The organism is Paenibacillus agricola (assembly GCF_011440305.1).
Taxonomy (GTDB): domain Bacteria; phylum Bacillota; class Bacilli; order Paenibacillales; family NBRC-103111; genus Paenibacillus_S; species Paenibacillus_S agricola.
Genome location: NZ_JAAOIW010000001.1, coordinates 102,676 through 118,166, shown reverse-complemented (window position 1 = coordinate 118,166; position 15,491 = coordinate 102,676). Strand labels below are relative to the sequence as shown.

The following is a 15,491-nucleotide window of genomic DNA, read 5'->3' as shown; positions in this document are numbered from 1 at the left end:
AATATAATGGTAGTTGAATAAAAGCTTAAAGTGAAAGGAGCGACCCCATTTGAAAAACGTCCATTTTGAACGTGGCACTGTACGTAATATTCGTGTGCATGTGCTGCCTACGGATCAATTTAAAACCTATGCAATCTCGGTTTACATCGGCAGCCGCTTGCAGGAAGATACGGTAACACCGACAGCTTTTATTCCTTTCGTATTGCGCCGCGGCACACAAACCTATCCAGAGACGAAGCAGTTTCGCGAACGGCTGGACGATTTGTACGGAGCCGGTTTTGGCTTTGATATTTACAAGCGCGGCGATTACCAGATGTTGCAATTCCGGATGGATTTGATTCAGGATGACTTTGTGAATAGCCCCGAGTCTTTGCTGGAGCAAGGCATTCAATTCATTGGAGAAGCGATCACAAAGCCCTTTTTGGAGGATGGACATTTTGCTTCCAAATATGTGGAATCAGAGAAGCTCACCTTGCAGAAACGGATCGAATCGATCGTAAACGATAAAGTGAAATATGCGGCCGAGCGTTGTATAGAGGAAATGTGTAAGGAGGAGCCGTACCGACTGCACCCGTTAGGAACCATTGAAGCCCTGAAGCAGCTTACCAGCGCAGGACTTTATACCTACTATAAGGAGTTGCTGCTAGCTTCACCAATCGACATTTATGTGGTAGGGCAGACCACATTGGCGCAAGTCCTTCCTTTGGTTGAGAGCAGCTTTGGCTTACAAAGAGACACGGTGGGCAGCTATAATACCGATATCGGCCATACTGCCGCCAGGCAGGTTAAAGAAATTGTTGAGGAGCTTGATGTAAACCAAGGCAAGCTGAACATGGGGCTGCGAACATATACTACTTATGCGGATCCGCTGTACCCAACGATGCTCATGTATAGCGGTGTATTGGGGGGATATCCCCACTCCAAGCTGTTTACGAATGTTCGGGAGAAGGAGAGCCTGGCCTATTACGCTTCTTCAAGACTAGATGGGCATAAGGGCATCCTTACGATCCAATCCGGCATAGAGCTTGCCAATTATGAGAAGGCCGTAACGATCATTAAGGAGCAGCTGGCCGCGATGGTTGCTGGCGATATTAGCGACACGGAGATGCAGCAGACGAAAGCGATGATTACCAACAATTTGCGCCAGCTTCAGGATTCGGCATTTGAATTGGTCTCATTTGACTTTAACAATATATTATCGGGTGTGGAACGTACAGTCCCTTCATTAATCGAAGCTGTAGAGGCTGTGAGTAAATCCGATATACAAGCAGCAGCCAACAAGGTTAAGCTGGATACGATTTACTTTTTGCGAGACCGAAAGGAAGGGGTGTAGACGATGAAAGCAATCCCGTACCCTCATGTCAAAGAAACGATCTATACGGAGAAATTGGCTAACGGATTGTCCGTATACATATTGCCCAAAGAAGGATTTTCCAAAACCTATGCTACGTTTTCGACCCATTATGGCTCCATTGACAATCATTTTCGGGTGGAAGGCGCTCCTGAAATTAAAGTGCCGGATGGAATCGCCCATTTTTTGGAGCATAAAATGTTTGAGGAGCCTACAGGGGATATTTTCTCCGTGTTTGCCTCCAAAGGAGCTTCTGCCAATGCATTCACCAGCTTTGACAGGACTGCTTACTTGTTTTCAGCTACTGACCATATCCAAGAAAATTTGCAAACCTTATTAAATTTTGTGCAAAATCCTTATTTTACCGAAGAAAATGTCGAGAAAGAAAAAGGCATCATCGGCCAGGAAATTAATATGTATAAGGATAATCCGGATTGGCGCTCCTACTTTGGCTTGATTGAAACGATGTACCACAAGCATCCGGTTCATATCGATATCGCAGGAACGATTGAATCGATTGCTGATATTACTAAGGATTTACTGTATGACTGCTACCATACCTTTTATCATCCCAGCAATATGAGCTTGTTCGTAGTTGGTGGGGTGGACCCTGAAGAAATTATGGCTTTGGTCAAACGCAATCAGGCTGCCAAGGATTACAAGCCTCAAGGCACGATTCATCGTTTATTTGAGGCAGAGCCGCCGCAGGTCAAAAACAAAGAAAAAGTGACGATACTTCCTGTATCATTGCCCAAATGCTTGTTTGGGTGCAAGGAGCCGGAGCAAACAGCACTAGGAATCGACCTGCTCAAGCGGGAGCTATGTATGAAGGTATTAATGGATATTCTGCTAAGCCCAAGCTCCGCTATCTACCAGAAGCTTTATGAGGAGCAACTGATATCAGATAGCTTTGGCAGCGAATATAATATTGATGAACATTATGCGTTTTCGGTTATTGGCGGTGATACGCCGAACCCTGAGCAACTCATCGCCAGGGTTCGTGAAGAAATCGACCAGGTTAAGGAGCAAGGCATTAAGCAGGCTGATTTTGAACGAAGCCGCAAGAAAAAAATCGGAGGCTTTCTTCGCCAATTGAATTCACCCGAATCGATTGCGAATGAATTTACCAAATATCGTTTCAAGGAAATTGATTTATTCGAAATCTTGCCAGTATACGAGCAAATGACTATTGAAGATGTCAACAAATTACTTAAACAGCACTTTGACTGGAACCAATTGGCTGTATCCATTGTGAGAAGTGAAGTGAAATGAGCCAGGTGGGGAGCCGGCCGTTTAACGAACAAACCGTGCTTATTACGGGAGGTAGCGGCGGCATCGGAGCCGCTATATCGGAGCGGTTCGCTTCTGTGGGGATGAATGTCGTTATTCATTACATGCAGTCGCATGAATCAGCGAATGAGACGGCACGTAAATGTATGAAGCATGGATCCCAAGTATTGACAGCGATGGCTGACCTGCGAAGTAAGGAGCAAATCTTGAGGATGCAGGAGAAGCTGGATAACCATGGCATGATGCCGGATATTATCGTCAATAATGCCGGAGTGTCGCATTTTGGATTGCTTTCGGATGTGAGCGAGGAACTCTGGGATGATGTCATGAGCATTAATTTGAAGGGCACCTTTATGGTTACCCAGCAATTTATGCAATCGATGATCCATCAAAAGTATGGGAGAATTATTAATGTTTCCTCCATCTGGGGGATATCGGGCGCTTCCTGTGAGGTCTTGTATTCCACCACCAAGGGCGGGATTAATGCTTTTACTAAGGCGTTGGCGAAGGAGCTGGCGCCTTCGGGCATAACGGTTAATGCAGTTGCACCTGGAGCTGTGAACACCTCGATGATGGCGAATTTCGATGCACAGGAGCAGACAGCCATTGCCAATGAAATTCCGGCAGGGCGCTTTGCCCATCCTGATGAAATTGCATCCTTGGTCTATTTCCTGGCTTTACCAGAATCGGGCTATATCACTGGGCAGATTATTAGCCCGAATGGTGGTTGGCTTACCTGATCTTAGCAGCATGTATAGTTGGCTTTCGTTTGGCGAATAGTAAAGGTGGCAACACATACTAGGACTCCAAGGAGGCAGACAACATGGCGACTGTTTTAAAGGTGTTTGATCGGTGGAAGCAATTTCTGAACGAGCGAATCAATCAAGCTGAGCATGCGGGTATGAAGGAAGAGACGATCAATAAGCTGGCTTTCCAAATCGGTGAGTTTTTATCGGACAAGATCGATCCGGAAAACAAGGAAGAACGAGTACTGAAAGAGCTTTGGGATGTAGCCGATGAGCAAGAAAAAAGAACGATTGCCAAGCTCATGGTCAAGCTAGTTACACCTGGAATTTAATCGCAATTGTTAGCAGCCTCCTTCTAAGGGGGCTTTTCGTTGCCTTTCATGGTATACTTAATTTTAAATGATTTAGAAAGGCGGCTAATTATAGTTTGAGTACGATAAGATACAAATGGATAATCCTTGTTGTGTGTTTGTTGTTAGTGCTGGGAGGCTGTGGTAAAAGTATACCCGCGATTAACCCCGCTTTATTGGATTCGAAAATGTCAGTATTGCTCATTTCTAAACCAAATTTAGCGGAAGCGACGGTATCGACGCTGACAGCTACCCTCCTTTCTTGGCGAGATACCCACCATATTTCTTTTGATTGGATGGCCAATACCGAAGCTTTGCAGGAACAGCAACTAACTCAAATTAAATCAATGCCCTACAATTATATTATTGTGATTGGCAATGACCTTAATCGACAAATTTTACCGCTTGCAACCACATTAACTGAAAAAAAATGGTTTTTTCTTGATGATGCCATTGCAACCGTAGATCCATCCCTTCAAGCAACCAATGTATCGTGGAAGCAGACGGACGAAGGCTTTATGGAAAAGCAATGGAACGAATGGGTGAAGCAGCAGCAAGTATTAGGAAAATCGATAGAATGGGTCACGATGTCCAGTAAGCCCATTCCTTCGCTATGGGCCCCCTCAGAAGAGGCAGAAACCATTTCATTGACCGATGCACAGGGCTGGTTCCCCCAATTTCAAAATCAGGTTAAGCAGCACGGTCCCAGCTGGATTGCTTTATATGCTCCTGTTGATGCGGCTTCCCTTCAGCGAATCAAAGCATTAAAGGTACCCATTATGGACATGGCCTCGACATCTATTGAAGTGCAATGGTCTATTATTTTACCTGCACTGCAGCAGACTATGTCAAACAATCTATGGGCTGCCGGTATACAAAGCTATACACCGACGGAAATTCAGATTGTAAATCCATAAGTCTCGATTTTCATTAGGCATTTAGGAGGATTTTATCAAAAATTGTAGAATATTTTCGTAAGCTATCCCAAAAAAATGAATTGATGAACATTCATCGATATGAGGTGCCCTACATGGAAACAAAGCAGTGGTATATGGAATATAAAATTCATAAAAATCGTCCGGGCTTGCTGGGTGATGTTGCATCATTAATGGGTATGCTGGATATTAATATTGTCACCATTAATGGAGTCGAGGATCGGACACGTGGTATGCTGCTGCAAACCAATGATGATGAAAAAATCGACTTGATGGGTAAAATGCTGAGAAAAGTGGATAATATAACTATTACGGCGCTTAGAGAGCCCAAATTGGTGGATATCCTTGCTGTACGCCATGGCCGATATATTGAAAGGGATTCTGATGACCGCAAAACCTTCCGCTTTACTCGTGATGAGCTGGGCCTTTTGGTTGATTTTTTAGGTGAAATCTTCAAACGCGATGGTAACCAAGTGGTAGGCTTAAGGGGGATGCCGCGGGTGGGCAAAACCGAATCGATTATTGCTGGGAGTGTTTGTTCTAATAAGCGTTGGAATTTTGTTTCTTCCACGTTGCTGCGCCAGACGGTGCGAAGCCAATTATCGGAGGAGGAAATGAACCCGAATAATATTTTTATTATAGACGGGATTGTTTCTACGATTCGTTCCAATGAGAAGCATCATGCGCTGCTCCAGCAAATTATGGATATGCCATCTACTAAAGTTATTGAGCATCCCGATATTTTTGTGCGTGATTCCGAATATACCTATGACCATTTTAATTATATTGTGGAGCTGCGAAATACACCGGATGAAGAAATTAATTACGAGGCTATAACCAATGGTATCAATGATTATTAATCCTTGTAACCTATCTGTAAAAATGATCCGAAAGGGGTGAGAACATGTCTGATCTTGGTCAATTGCTGCGAAAAGCAAGAATGGAACAAAAAATTTCCATAGAAGATTTGCAGGAAACCACGAAAATACGTAAGCGTTATTTGGAAGCAATTGAAGAGGGCAATTACAAAGTATTACCCGGTAACTTTTATGTCAGAGCCTTTATTAAAAGCTATGCGGAAGCCGTAGGCTTGGATCCTAATGAAGTGCTAAACATGTATCAAAATGTGATTCCTGCGGCAGAGCCTGACCATATTGAACCCATTCGTTCTAAGCGAACAGGACGAAATACGGAAAAAATCGGTAAATGGGTATCCAATGTGATGATGATTTCCTTTGTGATTCTCATCCTGGGGATTATTTATTACTTTGTGAATATTAATTATAACAGTAAGCAACAAGAAGCGAATCCAGTGACGGAGCCCAATCGCGTAACCGATAAAGTGGATCCTAATGTCAATAGCGGCACGCCAGCCGTTCCTGTAACCGATATAAAAACGGAGCCTGTACCAACCCCACCACCTCCAGTTCCAGTTCCTGTAAACAAGAGCGACGTTAAGCTGGTAAAAAGCCAGAATGGTACGGATTATTATACCGTTTCGAATACGGATAAGCTGACGATTCTTATGAATATTACTGGGGAAGCTTGCTGGATTCAAATCGATTCCATAGGGGATACCCGTGAAATGCTGGAGCAAGGCACCTATACCAAAGGCAAATCACAAACATGGGAGCTGACCAACTCCGCTTTTATGATCTTCGGCCGCTCCAATGCAGTGGAATTAAATGTGAATGGAACCATTATTGCACTGGGCGACACGCCTAATGCCAAAAGGGTACAAATTGATTTACAGAAAATTTAATTTGTGATGAAGGAAGTGCGAGTATGGCTGACGAAAGTTTTTTTGATATTGCCTCGAAGATGGATATGCAGGAATTAAACAATGCGATTAACCAAGCTGAACGGGAGATCACGACCCGTTTTGATTTCAAGAACAGTAAAAGCAGCATTGCTATTGAAAAGGATGAAATGGTTATCATTTCTGATGATGAATTCAAGTTGCAAAATGTACTGGATATTTTATATTCCAAAATGGCGAAGCGCGGCATCTCTTTGAAAAACCTGGAGTATGAGAAAGTCCAGCCTGCCTCTTCCTCAACAGTAAGGCAGAAGATCAAGCTGAAATCAGGCATCGATCAGGATAATGCCAAAAAAATCAATATTCTTATTCGTGACGCCAAACTTAAGGTAAAAAGCCAGATTCAAGGTGACCAAATTCGAGTGACAGGTAAAAGTAAAGATGATTTACAGCAGGTTATTCAACTGTTGCGTAAAGCGGATTTGCCGCTTGAACTTCAGTTTTTGAATTTCCGGTAACGATAGCTTTTTGACACATTTCCTTACCTTGTATTATACTTGACTAAATAGGCTGGAATCATTATTGGAGGATATTACATGACAGAGAAAGTGAAAGTAGTTACATTAGGCTGCGAGAAGAATCTCGTTGACTCCGAAATCATGTCAGGCTTGGTTTTTGGACGTGGCTACGAATTGGTAGAGGATAAAGAGGAAGCAACCGTTATTATTGTAAATACATGTGGATTTATCGATGCGGCTAAGGAAGAGTCTGTGAACACAATATTGGATATGGCTGAACTCAAACAGACGGCTAATCTGAAAGCTCTTATTGTATCTGGTTGTTTAACACAGCGCTACAAAAAAGAGTTAATGGATGAAATGCCTGAAATTGATGGCATCGTGGGAACGGGCGATTTTGACAAAATTAATGATATTATTGCAGACGCGCTTGCGGGTAGGAAGCCGATACTGGTGGGCAACCCGATATTTAATTATGAAAAGCCATTACCACGGCGTGTGACTACCCCTCGTTATACCGCTTATGTAAAAATAGCAGAGGGTTGTGATAATGCCTGTACATTCTGTAGTATTCCGATTATGCGTGGCAAATTCCGCAGTAGAAGCATGGAATCGGTTGTAGCAGAAATTGAGCTTTTGGCTGGCCAGGGAGTTAGGGAAATTAGCCTGATCGCCCAGGATTCTACAAATTATGGTACCGATTTGTATGACGGCTTTATGCTGCCTGCTTTACTTAACAAGGTTACCGAGGTTGCAGGCATTGAATGGGTAAGATTGCATTATGCATATCCGGGATTTTTTACGGATGAATTAATCGAAACCATTGCTAACAATCCAAAGGTATGCAAATACGTCGATATGCCTCTTCAGCATAGCGAAGATTCCATCCTGAAGCGGATGAGAAGACCAGGGCGCCAGCAGGATGCAAGAATCTTAATTGACAAAATTCGTTCGAGGATACCTAATGTATCCCTGCGGACTTCACTTATTGTTGGGTTTCCTGGTGAAACCGAGCAGGACTTTGAGAATCTGAAGAAGTTCGTAAGTGAAGTTGAATTTGATCGATTGGGTGTATTCGCTTATTCGAAAGAGAAGGACACGCCAGCAGCACGGTTGCCGGATCAAATTAAAGATGATGTAAAAGAATTCCGTGCTAATACGCTGATGGAAATGCAACGTGGGATTTCTAATATCCGTAACGGAAATCGGGTAGGCCAAACGGTTGATGTATTGATTGAAAAGTATGATGGTCGAAATGACGTTTATATCGGGCGCACTCAGTACGATGCTCCTGAGATTGATGGTGAAGTTTTCGTTAAAGGAACACAGCTGAAGATAGGAGAGTTAGCTAAGGTCCATATTACCCATTCATTCGAATTTGATTTGTCTGGGGAGGTTGTGGCATGAACCTGGCCAATCGGATTACCTTGGCGAGGATTTTCCTAGTACCTATTATCATGTTCTTCTTGCTCGTCAATTTGAAATTTCCACAAATTAAAATTGACGAGTTTAGTATTACATACAACCAGATTTTTGCCGCGCTTATTTTCATTATCGCGGCATGGACTGACGGTCTAGACGGATATATCGCCAGGAAGCGCAAATTAGTTACCAATCTAGGCAAGCTGTTGGATCCCCTAGCCGACAAGCTGCTCGTTTCAGCCGTGCTTGTATCTTTGGTAGAGATGGATAAAGTAGGTGCTTGGATCGTTATTGTCATTATTAGCCGTGAGTTTGCAGTTACCGGACTTAGGCAAATCGCCCTGCTTGAGGGGCATGTTATTGCAGCCAGCAAGTGGGGAAAATGGAAAACAGCGGCGCAAATTACCGCGATTATCGCGCTTTTGATCAACAATTTCCCATTTGCTTTTATCAATCTACGCTTCGACCTGTTCGCTAGCTGGATTGCTGCTATTATTACTTTGTATTCGGGCTTTGACTATTTTATTAAAAATAAACATGTGATTAATTTTAACGAATAAACAGTAGGGGTTCCTATTGTTTTTTTTGTTCATTTGGAGGGGAATTCATTGAGAGCAGAAATTATTGCCGTAGGTACTGAATTATTATTGGGGCAAATATTAAATACAAATGCACAATTTTTGGCGCGTGCATGTGCCGATTTAGGAGTGAGTGTATACTTCCAGACGGTTGTAGGCGATAATACAACCCGTTTGATTGAAGCGCTGCAAATTGCCAAAACACGTGCGGATTTAGTCATTTGTACAGGTGGTCTCGGACCTACTCAGGATGATCTAACCAAAGATGCCCTTGCTGCTTTATTAGGACAGCAGCTTATTATCCACCAGCCGTCAATGGATCAAATTGAGCGTGTATTCAGCTCGCGTGGTATTCATATGGTGCAAAGCAATAAGAGGCAAGCGCTTATGCTTGAACATAGCGATCCGCTAACTAACGATGCAGGTATGGCGGTTGGGATTGCTTTAACCGAGGATGCAACCCATTATGTGCTGCTACCCGGCCCTCCCAAGGAAATGAAGCCGATGTTTGAAAGGTACGCGGCTCCTTGGATCGCTTCCAAGCTGCAGGGTGTTCGCCCTTTGTACTCCCGCATGCTGAAGTTTGCCGGCATTGGGGAATCGACGCTGGAGCATGAGCTGCTGGATTTAATCCAAGCCCAGACCGACCCGACAATTGCTCCTTATGCCAAGGACTCAGAGGTGACAATCCGCTTAACCACACGGGCAGCCTCACAGGATGAAGCCGATAGCAAGCTAGATCCAACGGAGCATGAAATCAGGCAAAGGCTTGGAGCGCATATATATGCCGTTTCAGACATTCCAATTGAACGGGAGGTCATACGTATACTAAACGAGCGTAAGCTGCTTCTAGCGGCTGCTGAGAGCTGCACAGGGGGATTGTTCAGTGATTTGGTCACGGCAGTGCCAGGTAGCTCGTCTGTATATCGTGGCGGCATTGTCTGTTATTCAAATATGCTAAAAAATAAGCTGCTTGATGTACCCATGCATATTCTAGAAGGCGCAGGCTCGCCAGGTGCTGTCAGTGCCGAAACTGCTGAACGACTGGCCGAAAACATGCGGCGGCTTGCAGACGCGGATTACGCTGTGGCGATTACAGGGGTAGCGGGGCCGGATGAATCGGAAGGAAAGCCGGTTGGGCTGGTTTATATCGCCATTGCATGCAAGAATGGAGCAGCGATTCTGGAGAAGCTTCAGCTTTCCGGGAATCGTGACCATATTAAATTGCGGGCAGCTAAAGCAGCTTTTTATCAATTATGGAAGCGTCTAGCCTTATAAATACTTTAGCGGACTCTAGTAGACTCTAGTAAATTAGAACTTGAAAGCACTTAAATAATGTAATATAATAAAGGAACGGAAGAACCGTAACAATTCGCTAAGATTTTGTTACGGTTTTTCTTTGGACAATTAAACGAATGTATGTTCGTAAAAAAGCTTGGCAAGGGCAGTGAAATGAGTTATTATGGACTTATAACTAATAAGAACAGAAGGAAGTGGTAGTTTTGGCAGATCGGCGTGCAGCATTAGAGAGTGCCCTTCGACAAATTGAAAAACAATTTGGTAAAGGCTCCATCATGAAGTTGGGTGAATCCACCCATATGCAGATAGAAACTATATCCAGTGGATCTTTGGCTCTTGATATTGCCCTTGGCATTGGGGGATTTCCGCGTGGTAGAATTATAGAAGTATTCGGACCTGAATCTTCAGGTAAAACGACGGTAGCGCTTCATGCGATTGCTGAAGTCCAACGGGTAGGCGGAACAGCAGCTTTCATAGATGCTGAGCATGCGCTTGATCCAGCTTATGCAGGCAAGCTTGGAATTAATATAGACGAATTGCTACTGTCTCAGCCAGATACAGGCGAACAGGCATTGGAAATTGCAGAAGCGCTTGTACGTAGCGGTGCTGTTGATATTATCGTTATTGACTCGGTAGCAGCATTGGTTCCTAAAGCGGAAATTGAAGGCGAGATGGGCGATTCCCACGTGGGCTTGCAGGCTCGTTTAATGTCACAAGCACTTCGTAAGCTATCCGGTGCTATTAACAAATCGAATACCATTGCTATTTTCATTAACCAGCTTCGTGAGAAGATTGGTGTGATGTTCGGTAATCCAGAAACAACGCCAGGAGGAAGAGCCCTTAAGTTTTATTCCTCCGTTCGATTAGATGTTCGGCGTGTTGAGAGTATCAAGCAAGGTAATGATATGGTCGGTAACCGCACACGTATCAAGGTTGTGAAGAATAAAGTAGCCCCTCCGTTTAAGCAAGCGGACATTGACATTATGTATGGAGAAGGTATCTCCAGAGAAGGTAGCATTATCGATATTGGGGCTGAAATGGACATCGTCCAAAAAAGCGGTGCCTGGTACTCCTTCAATGGCGATCGTTTAGGGCAAGGACGCGAAAATTCCAAGCAATTTTTGAAAGATAATCCGCAAACCGCTGAAGTCATCGAAAAGAAGATTCGTGAAAACAGCAATTTGACTGCAACTCCAGGAGATCTGCATGATGATGAGGACGAGGATGATTTGGAAGAATTGGAATAAACAGCAAGATCAAATATAATTGAATATGCAGGCTAAAGGCACCTTACATTGGTATAAGGTGCCTTTGTCTTGCTTGTGGGGTGTTAAGGAAATGGATGATAACGATATTCTCATAGATTTGCCTATAGATCATGGAACCATTACGAAGATAGAACGACAAAAACGCGCTAAAGACCGGTACAATTTATTTATCGATGAGCAATTTGTGTTTTCCATCCATGAGGATGTATTGATTAAATACAGGCTGGCAAAAGGTTCGGTAATTAATGGCGAAGAGATGCTGCTCATTGTCCAGGCACAGGACCGGCAGCAGGCCTACTTGGATGCGATCCGCTTATTATCTTTCCGGCTGCGTTCAGAGTACGAGCTTAAAGTGCGCCTCAAACAAAAAAACTACGAGCCACCAACGATTGAAGACACCATAGATCGTTTAAGGCGCGAGCAATATATCGATGATTCCTTATTTGCCGAGCAATTAACGGAGCAGCGGATTCATTCCCATAAGAAGGGGCGTAACTGGATCAAGCAGGAGCTCCAGCAAAAAGGGCTCAGGAAAGAGCATATTACAAAAGCACTGGAGCAGATCGATGAGGTAACTGAGTATACCAATGCCTTTACCTTGATCCACAAGAAATACGGAGCCAGCTTAAGCCCAGACACCGATGTAAGGAATATACAAAGAAAAGCCATCTCACTCTTACAGCGTAGGGGCTATAGCTTCAGTGTGGTTTCGCGTGTCATGCGGAAATTCTCTCAAATTATAGGAAGCGATCAAGATATGGAAGAAATAGAGTTGGATTTTGGGGAGCAATAAATTAACGATAATAATAGTTAATTGTGTTACAATAGTAGGCAGGTGGATGAATTGATAAAAATATAGGCAAAGGAAATCAATTCATACGTCGTACACCTTGACAAGCTTCTTCGACAAACGATAAAATAAGCATGTATAAATTTGTACATTAACCTCTCTGTTATGCCTAAACAGAAAGGTTGGACAAGTAAAATCGCCAATTTTACTTTTTTTACACGCTAGTTAAACGGATTAAAAACCATACTACCTCCCAAGCTTAACCTTGGAGAAACAACGAGGAGGTGAACTGGATAATGCATCCAGCCATCTGGATCTTAATCGTTCTCGTTGTTGGTGCACTGTGCTTAGGGATTGGTTATGTTATCCGCAAGTCTATTGCAGAAGCGAAAATTTCAAGTGCCGAACAAGCCGCCGAGGTAATCAAGGATGGCGCAAAGAAAGAGGCGGAGGCACTGAGGAAAGAAGCGGTTGTGGAGGCAAAGGATGAGATTCACAAGCTCCGCACCGAAGCTGAAAAAGACATTCGTGATCGTCGAAATGAAACTCAACGACAAGAGAGACGTTTGTTGCAAAAAGAGGAATCGCTGGATAAAAAATTAGAATCTCTTGAAAGAAAAGAAGAGCAGGTTGCCAACAAAGAGAAACGCATTGAAGAAACCCAAACACATATTGACGAGATTTATAAGAGCCAGGTTACGGAGCTGGAACGAATATCAGCCCTGACCACAGAAGATGCGAAACAAATTATTCTCACAAACGTGGAGCAAGAAGTTCGTCATGAAACCGCACAATTGATTAAAGAGATCGAACAGCAAGCCAAAGAAGAAGCCGACAAGAAAGCCCGCGAAATTATTACGATAGCCATCCAACGATGTGCAGCGGATCACGTAGCGGAAACCACAGTATCGGTAGTTACATTGCCGAATGAGGAAATGAAGGGACGTATTATCGGTCGCGAAGGCAGGAATATTCGCGCACTGGAAACATTAACAGGGATTGATCTTATTATTGATGATACCCCTGAAGCTGTTATATTGTCCGGTTTTGATCCTATTCGTCGTGAAATTGCACGTACTGCCCTCGAAAAACTGGTTGCTGATGGTCGTATCCATCCAGCCCGTATAGAAGAAATGGTTGAAAAGTCACGAAAAGAAGTTGATGAACGCATCCGTGAATACGGAGAGCAAGCTACTTTTGAAACTGGGGTTCACGGACTGCATCCGGATCTGATCAAGATATTGGGCAGATTGCGATTTAGAACCAGCTACGGACAGAACGTACTCAAGCATTCAATGGAAGTTGCTTATTTAACAGGATTGATGGCTGGAGAACTTGGAGTGGACGTGACATTGGCAAAGCGTGCCGGTCTCCTGCATGATATTGGTAAAGCACTGGATCATGAAGTTGAAGGCTCCCATGTTGAAATTGGCGTTGAGATTGGCAAAAAGTACAAGGAGCATCCTGTTGTTATTAACAGTATTGCTTCCCACCATGGTGACTGTGAGGCTACATCGGTTATCGCCATGCTTGTTGGTGCAGCCGATGCCTTATCCGCAGCTCGTCCAGGTGCGCGCCGCGAAACGCTGGAAACGTATATCAGGCGTCTTGAAAAGCTTGAAGAAATTTCAGAGTCCTTCGAAGGTGTTGAGAAATCGTACGCGATCCAAGCGGGTCGTGAGGTTCGGGTTATGGTACAGCCAGAGAAGGTTGATGACACTGAAGCATTCCGCTTAGCTCGTGATATCACGAAGAAAATTGAGAGTGAACTGGATTATCCAGGTCACATCAAGGTTACGGTTATTCGCGAAACACGCGCTGTAGAATATGCTAAATAATAAGTTCATAGGCAATTTGAGAAAAGTGGCTGAATAAGCCACTTTTCTTTTAGCTTACAGCATCAGATCCTGTTGGGCCGATAGACTCCAGTTGAACGGGGCTTGAAGGGATACGGGGTCTGATGGTTCAAGAAAAGGGGAGTTTCATTTATATGAGAATATTATTTATCGGGGATATTGTGGGAGCTGTGGGGCGGAAGGCTTTAAAGGCTAGCTTGCCAGGGCTAAAAACGAAATATAACCCGACCTTTATTATCGCTAATGGCGAGAATGCTGCAGCAGGAAGAGGTATTACTTTAGCAATTACCAAGGAATTGTTTGAAATGGGTGTCCATGGGATTACGATGGGCAATCATACTTGGGACCAAAAAGAAATATTTGACTTTATTGATCGTGAAGCTCGGATGGTTAGGCCGGCGAATTTTCCTAAAGGCACCCCAGGAAGAGGTTTTACGACGATTAAAGTAAAAAATGAGGAGTTAGTCATTGTTAATTTACAGGGGCGAACCTTCCTTCCTCCTCTGGATTGTCCCTTCGAGAAGGTCGATGAAATCCTAGAGGAAATCAAAGACAAGCATAAGTACATTCTTGTCGATTTCCATGCAGAAGCAACCTCAGAGAAATTGGCAATGGGCTGGCATTTGGACGGCAAGGTATCCGCAGTGGTCGGGACGCATACACATGTGCAAACACATGATGAACGAGTTCTTCCCTTAGGGACAGCCTATGTGACGGATGTAGGGATGACGGGACCGCGTGATGGGATCCTCGGTATGGAGAAAGTATCCGTGATGCAGAAGTTTGTTACACAGCTGCCAGTAAGATTTGTGGTCGATGAAGGCAAATGGCATTTCCATGCGGTTTGTATCGATTTGGATCCAAATACAGGCTTGGCAAAAAAAATTCAGTTAGTCCGCAAGGATGAGGACCAGATCCTTTTTGATTAGTTGTCAGGTAAGCAGGAATTAACATGAAATGCTGGGAATATGAATAAGGAAGGAAGCCATTCATCATTCCCGAGGAGGTACTTTCATGGATGTATTAAAAGTTTCAGCAAAGTCCAATCCAAATTCCGTAGCAGGCGCATTAGCAGGGGTGTTGCGTGAGCGCGGCGTAGCAGAGCTGCAGGCTATTGGTGCCGGTGCCCTTAACCAAGCAGTCAAAGCCGTAGCGATTGCCCGTGGATTTGTGGCTCCTAGTGGGGTTGACCTGATTTGCATTCCGGCATTTACGGATATTGTCATTGATGGAGAAGATCGAACAGCGATAAAGCTGATTGTTGAACCCCGGTAACAAAGCTGGGATGACTAGAGTAGAAGTAATAATGCCTGTTTACTTCGTAGACAG

16 protein-coding genes are annotated in these 15,491 nt (G+C 43.9%); all 16 read left to right on the top strand.

What is annotated here, in order from left to right; translation table 11 throughout:
• The first annotated feature begins 49 nt into the window (after positions 1–49).
• Positions 50–1,333 (top strand): EF-P 5-aminopentanol modification-associated protein YfmF, encoded by a 1,284-nt coding sequence (gene yfmF, locus G9U52_RS00575; protein ID WP_166144618.1) that lies wholly within the window; start codon positions 50–52, stop codon positions 1,331–1,333.
• A 3-nt stretch (positions 1,334–1,336) separates the two neighbouring features.
• Complete coding sequence (gene yfmH, locus G9U52_RS00570; protein WP_166144615.1) at positions 1,337–2,623, top strand: EF-P 5-aminopentanol modification-associated protein YfmH; 1,287 nt, start codon at positions 1,337–1,339, stop codon at positions 2,621–2,623.
• On the top strand, positions 2,620–3,381 hold the full coding sequence (gene ymfI, locus G9U52_RS00565; RefSeq protein ID WP_166144612.1) for an elongation factor P 5-aminopentanone reductase: 762 nt from the start codon (positions 2,620–2,622) through the stop codon (positions 3,379–3,381). The genes yfmH and ymfI overlap by 4 nt, the downstream gene beginning before the upstream one ends.
• Before the next feature lie 83 nt (positions 3,382–3,464).
• Complete coding sequence (locus G9U52_RS00560; RefSeq protein WP_166144609.1) at positions 3,465–3,719, top strand: DUF3243 domain-containing protein; 255 nt, start codon at positions 3,465–3,467, stop codon at positions 3,717–3,719.
• 95 nt (positions 3,720–3,814) lie between these two features.
• Positions 3,815–4,654, top strand: a complete 840-nt coding sequence (locus tag G9U52_RS00555; RefSeq protein WP_166144606.1) for a hypothetical protein — start codon at positions 3,815–3,817, stop codon at positions 4,652–4,654.
• Positions 4,655–4,767: 113 nt separating this feature from the next.
• Positions 4,768–5,532, top strand: a complete 765-nt coding sequence (locus G9U52_RS00550) for a DUF3388 domain-containing protein (protein WP_166144603.1) — start codon at positions 4,768–4,770, stop codon at positions 5,530–5,532.
• A 44-nt stretch (positions 5,533–5,576) separates the two neighbouring features.
• A complete protein-coding gene (locus G9U52_RS00545; protein ID WP_166144600.1) occupies positions 5,577–6,434 on the top strand; it encodes a helix-turn-helix domain-containing protein in 858 nt (285 codons plus the stop codon).
• Between the two features lie 23 nt (positions 6,435–6,457).
• Positions 6,458–6,949, top strand: coding sequence for a YajQ family cyclic di-GMP-binding protein (locus tag G9U52_RS00540; protein WP_166144597.1), 492 nt, complete (start codon positions 6,458–6,460; stop codon positions 6,947–6,949).
• Between the two features lie 78 nt (positions 6,950–7,027).
• Positions 7,028–8,356: a 30S ribosomal protein S12 methylthiotransferase RimO gene (gene rimO, locus G9U52_RS00535; protein ID WP_166144594.1), complete on the top strand. Its 1,329-nt coding sequence runs from the start codon at positions 7,028–7,030 to the stop codon at positions 8,354–8,356.
• Positions 8,353–8,931, top strand: coding sequence for a CDP-diacylglycerol--glycerol-3-phosphate 3-phosphatidyltransferase (gene pgsA / locus G9U52_RS00530; protein ID WP_166144591.1), 579 nt, complete (start codon positions 8,353–8,355; stop codon positions 8,929–8,931). Before rimO ends, pgsA begins: the two co-directional genes overlap by 4 nt.
• A gap of 48 nt (positions 8,932–8,979) precedes the next feature.
• Positions 8,980–10,227 (top strand): competence/damage-inducible protein A, encoded by a 1,248-nt coding sequence (locus tag G9U52_RS00525; protein WP_166144588.1) that lies wholly within the window; start codon positions 8,980–8,982, stop codon positions 10,225–10,227.
• A 224-nt stretch (positions 10,228–10,451) separates the two neighbouring features.
• Positions 10,452–11,495, top strand: coding sequence for a recombinase RecA (gene recA, locus G9U52_RS00520; RefSeq protein WP_166144585.1), 1,044 nt, complete (start codon positions 10,452–10,454; stop codon positions 11,493–11,495).
• Positions 11,496–11,520: 25 nt separating this feature from the next.
• Positions 11,521–12,309, top strand: coding sequence for a RecX family transcriptional regulator (locus G9U52_RS00515; protein WP_207952732.1), 789 nt, complete (start codon positions 11,521–11,523; stop codon positions 12,307–12,309).
• A 293-nt stretch (positions 12,310–12,602) separates the two neighbouring features.
• The gene (rny, locus tag G9U52_RS00510) at positions 12,603–14,144 is read left to right on the top strand and encodes a ribonuclease Y (RefSeq protein WP_166144579.1); all 1,542 of its coding nucleotides are present in this window, start codon (positions 12,603–12,605) and stop codon (positions 14,142–14,144) included.
• Between the two features lie 152 nt (positions 14,145–14,296).
• A complete protein-coding gene (locus G9U52_RS00505; RefSeq protein ID WP_166144576.1) occupies positions 14,297–15,091 on the top strand; it encodes a TIGR00282 family metallophosphoesterase in 795 nt (264 codons plus the stop codon).
• An 85-nt stretch (positions 15,092–15,176) separates the two neighbouring features.
• Positions 15,177–15,437 carry a stage V sporulation protein S gene (locus G9U52_RS00500; protein WP_068534754.1) on the top strand — a complete coding sequence of 87 codons (261 nt, stop codon included), beginning with the start codon at positions 15,177–15,179 and terminating at the stop codon, positions 15,435–15,437.
• Positions 15,438–15,491: the final 54 nt, after the last annotated feature.

Excerpts from the sequence above, each read along its gene's own strand:
- yfmH (WP_166144615.1), top strand. The coding sequence starts at position 1,337 with ATGAAAGCAATCCCGTACCCTCATGTCAAAGAAACGATCTATACGGAG.
- ymfI (WP_166144612.1), top strand. The coding sequence starts at position 2,620 with ATGAGCCAGGTGGGGAGCCGGCCGTTTAACGAACAAACCGTGCTTATT.
- G9U52_RS00560 (WP_166144609.1), top strand. The coding sequence starts at position 3,465 with ATGGCGACTGTTTTAAAGGTGTTTGATCGGTGGAAGCAATTTCTGAAC.
- G9U52_RS00550 (WP_166144603.1), top strand. The coding sequence starts at position 4,768 with ATGGAAACAAAGCAGTGGTATATGGAATATAAAATTCATAAAAATCGT.
- G9U52_RS00545 (WP_166144600.1), top strand. The coding sequence starts at position 5,577 with ATGTCTGATCTTGGTCAATTGCTGCGAAAAGCAAGAATGGAACAAAAA.
- G9U52_RS00540 (WP_166144597.1), top strand. The coding sequence starts at position 6,458 with ATGGCTGACGAAAGTTTTTTTGATATTGCCTCGAAGATGGATATGCAG.
- rimO (WP_166144594.1), top strand. The coding sequence starts at position 7,028 with ATGACAGAGAAAGTGAAAGTAGTTACATTAGGCTGCGAGAAGAATCTC.
- pgsA (WP_166144591.1), top strand. The coding sequence starts at position 8,353 with ATGAACCTGGCCAATCGGATTACCTTGGCGAGGATTTTCCTAGTACCT.
- G9U52_RS00515 (WP_207952732.1), top strand. The coding sequence starts at position 11,521 with ATGCAGGCTAAAGGCACCTTACATTGGTATAAGGTGCCTTTGTCTTGC.
- rny (WP_166144579.1), top strand. The coding sequence starts at position 12,603 with ATGCATCCAGCCATCTGGATCTTAATCGTTCTCGTTGTTGGTGCACTG.
- G9U52_RS00505 (WP_166144576.1), top strand. The coding sequence starts at position 14,297 with ATGAGAATATTATTTATCGGGGATATTGTGGGAGCTGTGGGGCGGAAG.
- G9U52_RS00500 (WP_068534754.1), top strand. The coding sequence starts at position 15,177 with ATGGATGTATTAAAAGTTTCAGCAAAGTCCAATCCAAATTCCGTAGCA.